The sequence below is a fragment of the Formicincola oecophyllae genome (assembly GCF_006542395.2).
Taxonomy (GTDB): Bacteria; Pseudomonadota; Alphaproteobacteria; order Acetobacterales; family Acetobacteraceae; genus Formicincola; species Formicincola oecophyllae.
In genome coordinates this window covers 1-2,500 of sequence record NZ_CP038232.1, presented here as the reverse complement: position 1 = coordinate 2,500, position 2,500 = coordinate 1, and the positions used below count along the sequence as shown (strand labels likewise).

Here is a 2,500-nt window from a genome sequence, read left to right as displayed (position 1 = left end):
TCGCCGAAAGTCCAAGGTTTCCTGCGCAAGGTTAATCCACGCAGGGTAAGCCGGCCCCTAAGATGAGAGCGAAAGCTGTAATCGATGGGAATCAGGTTAATATTCCTGAGCCTGCTAGTAGTGACGAATGCGAGATGTTGTCTGATCTTATTGGATTGATCAGGCTTTTTGAACATTCCAGGAAATAGCTCTAGCATATAGACCGTACCCGAAACCGACACAGGTGGACTGGTAGAGTATACCTAGGCGCTTGAGAGAACGATGCTGAAGGAACTAGGCAAATTGCTCGCGTAACTTCGGAAGAAGCGAGACCATTCTTTGGGAAACCATTGAATGGTGGCACAGACTAGGGGGTAGCGACTGTTTAGTAAAAACACAGGGCTCTGCGAAATCGAAAGATGACGTATAGGGCCTGACGCCTGCCCGGTGCCGGAAGGTTAAAAGGAGAAGTGAGAGCTTTGAATTGAAGCCCCGGTAAACGGCGGCCGTAACTATAACGGTCCTAAGGTAGCGAAATTCCTTGTCGGGTAAGTTCCGACCTGCACGAATGGCGTAACGACTTCCCCGCTGTCTCCAGCATCGACTCAGCGAAATTGAATTCCCCGTGAAGATGCGGGGTACCCGCGGTCAGACGGAAAGACCCTATGAACCTTTACTGCAACTTTGCAGTGGCATCTGAAGAATTCTGTGTAGGATAGGTGGGAGGCTTTGAAACTGAAGCGCCAGCTTTAGTGGAGCCAACCTTGAAATACCACCCTGAATCCTTTTGATGTCTAACTGAGTTCGGTTAGCCCGAACCAGGACCCTGCATGGTGGGCAGTTTGACTGGGGCGGTCGCCTCCTAAATGATAACGGAGGCGCGCGATGGTGGGCTCAAGTCGGTCGGAAACCGACTGTTGAGTGCAATGGCATAAGCCCGCCTGACTGTGAGAGTGACAGCTCGAGCAGAGACGAAAGTCGGCCATAGTGATCCGGTGGTTCCACGTGGACGGGCCATCGCTCAACGGATAAAAGGTACTCTAGGGATAACAGGCTGATCTCCCCCAAGAGTCCACATCGACGGGGAGGTTTGGCACCTCGATGTCGGCTCATCACATCCTGGGGCTGGAGCAGGTCCCAAGGGTTCGGCTGTTCGCCGATTAAAGTGGTACGTGAGCTGGGTTTAGAACGTCGTGAGACAGTTCGGTCCCTATCTGCCGTGGGTGTTTGAGACTTGAAAGGATTTGTCCCTAGTACGAGAGGACCGGGATGAACAAACCTCTGGTGAACCGGTTGTCGCGCCAGCGGCACCGCCGGGTAGCTAAGTTTGGAATGGATAACCGCTGAAGGCATCTAAGCGGGAAACCAGCCTTAAAACTAGGTCTCGTAGGGCAGTCCAAGACCAGGACATTGATAGGTCAGGTGTAAAAGCGTGGTGACACGTTTAGCTAACTGATCCTAATCGCCCATTTTTTTCATGTATTTCCACATGCACAGTAACCAATCACATCAAGCACCATATATACTAAATTAAGCCAGGAGATTCGGTGGTTATAGCAAAGATTTCCAACCCGATCCCATCCCGAACTCGGTAGTTAAGGTCTTTAGCGCCCATGATACTGCGCCTTAAGGCGCGGGAAAGTAGGACGCTGCCGAATCTCCTGGCTTAATTTAATAAATTATCGCGGGATGGAGCAGTCCGGTAGCTCGTCAGGCTCATAACCTGAAGGTCGCAGGTTCAAATCCTGCTCCCGCATCCAAGCGCCTTTGAGGCGCTTTTTTTGTTTGTAGCCCTTCAGTTTTACTGAAGGGTTTTTTTTTACGATCTAATGTGGTGAGAAAATATAAATTTAAGTCGCACTACACGGCGTCCCTCTTTAATAGAGAACCACTTTATATTCCAATGGTCTTTTTTAATTAATTCGTTAACTGCAGGTTCAATAATTCGCCTTCTAATGTTAGCAAAATTCAGACGCTGTTTTTCAGTCGCCTCCATAGAATTACAAAAATCTTTCAAATTATATTCAGCCCATCCTGAATTTTTAAACCGCATTAATAATTCCATCAACCTCCAAGAATAAACTGAACGTAAAGCTGTAGCCTGTTGCAAATGATAGGTTGTGAATTGTTTTTTTAAATCCAGTAAACAGGGCAATAATTCTGGCCACCAAGCCAATTCAGCCCACCCTTCTCCAGCTTGATATGTACAACGCCCTACCCAACGCATTTCCGTTGTAATGACACCTTTTTTAGTAATTTTATGGAATGTGATTTTGCGTTTAAAAAGTTGCTCTCCAGCACTTTGTAAAGCTTGATATGCTGTAGGCATATCACATTGAGTTAAATCGGCATATTCGCGAGCTGTAATGCGAGTGATGGGCACTAGGTTAGTTATTGGTTGTCGGCTATCTAATTTAGATATTGCCAGCATGACAATACGTTTCTCTGGCAAAGATAAACCTTGTCCAGCTTTTACCAAAGCATTGCTCATTGCTATTAATGTCAGAGGTGAAGATTTCAT

The 2,500-nt window shown here is 47.3% G+C and carries 1 protein-coding gene, 1 tRNA gene and 2 rRNA genes (1 of these 4 cut by a window edge); 3 read left to right on the top strand and 1 reads right to left on the bottom strand.

Features of this window, described 5'->3' with window-relative positions:
• The 3 genes from E3E12_RS08695 to E3E12_RS08685 form a co-directional block, all read left to right on the top strand.
• A 23S ribosomal RNA gene (locus E3E12_RS08695) occupies positions 1-1,461 on the top strand; it begins 1,275 nt to the left of the window's first position.
• Between the two features lie 61 nt (positions 1,462-1,522).
• A 5S ribosomal RNA gene (gene rrf, locus E3E12_RS08690) occupies positions 1,523-1,637 on the top strand.
• A gap of 25 nt (positions 1,638-1,662) precedes the next feature.
• Positions 1,663-1,739 (top strand) — tRNA-Met (locus E3E12_RS08685).
• Positions 1,740-1,798: 59 nt separating this feature from the next.
• Here the strand turns inward: E3E12_RS08685 and E3E12_RS08680 are convergent.
• Positions 1,799-2,500, bottom strand: a complete 702-nt coding sequence (locus E3E12_RS08680) for a replication initiation protein (RefSeq protein WP_206338688.1) — start codon at positions 2,498-2,500, stop codon at positions 1,799-1,801.

Bases quoted from the DNA above. Each gene is read 5' to 3' on its own strand.
- E3E12_RS08680 (WP_206338688.1), bottom strand. From the start codon at position 2,500: ATGAAATCTTCACCTCTGACATTAATAGCAATGAGCAATGCTTTGGTA.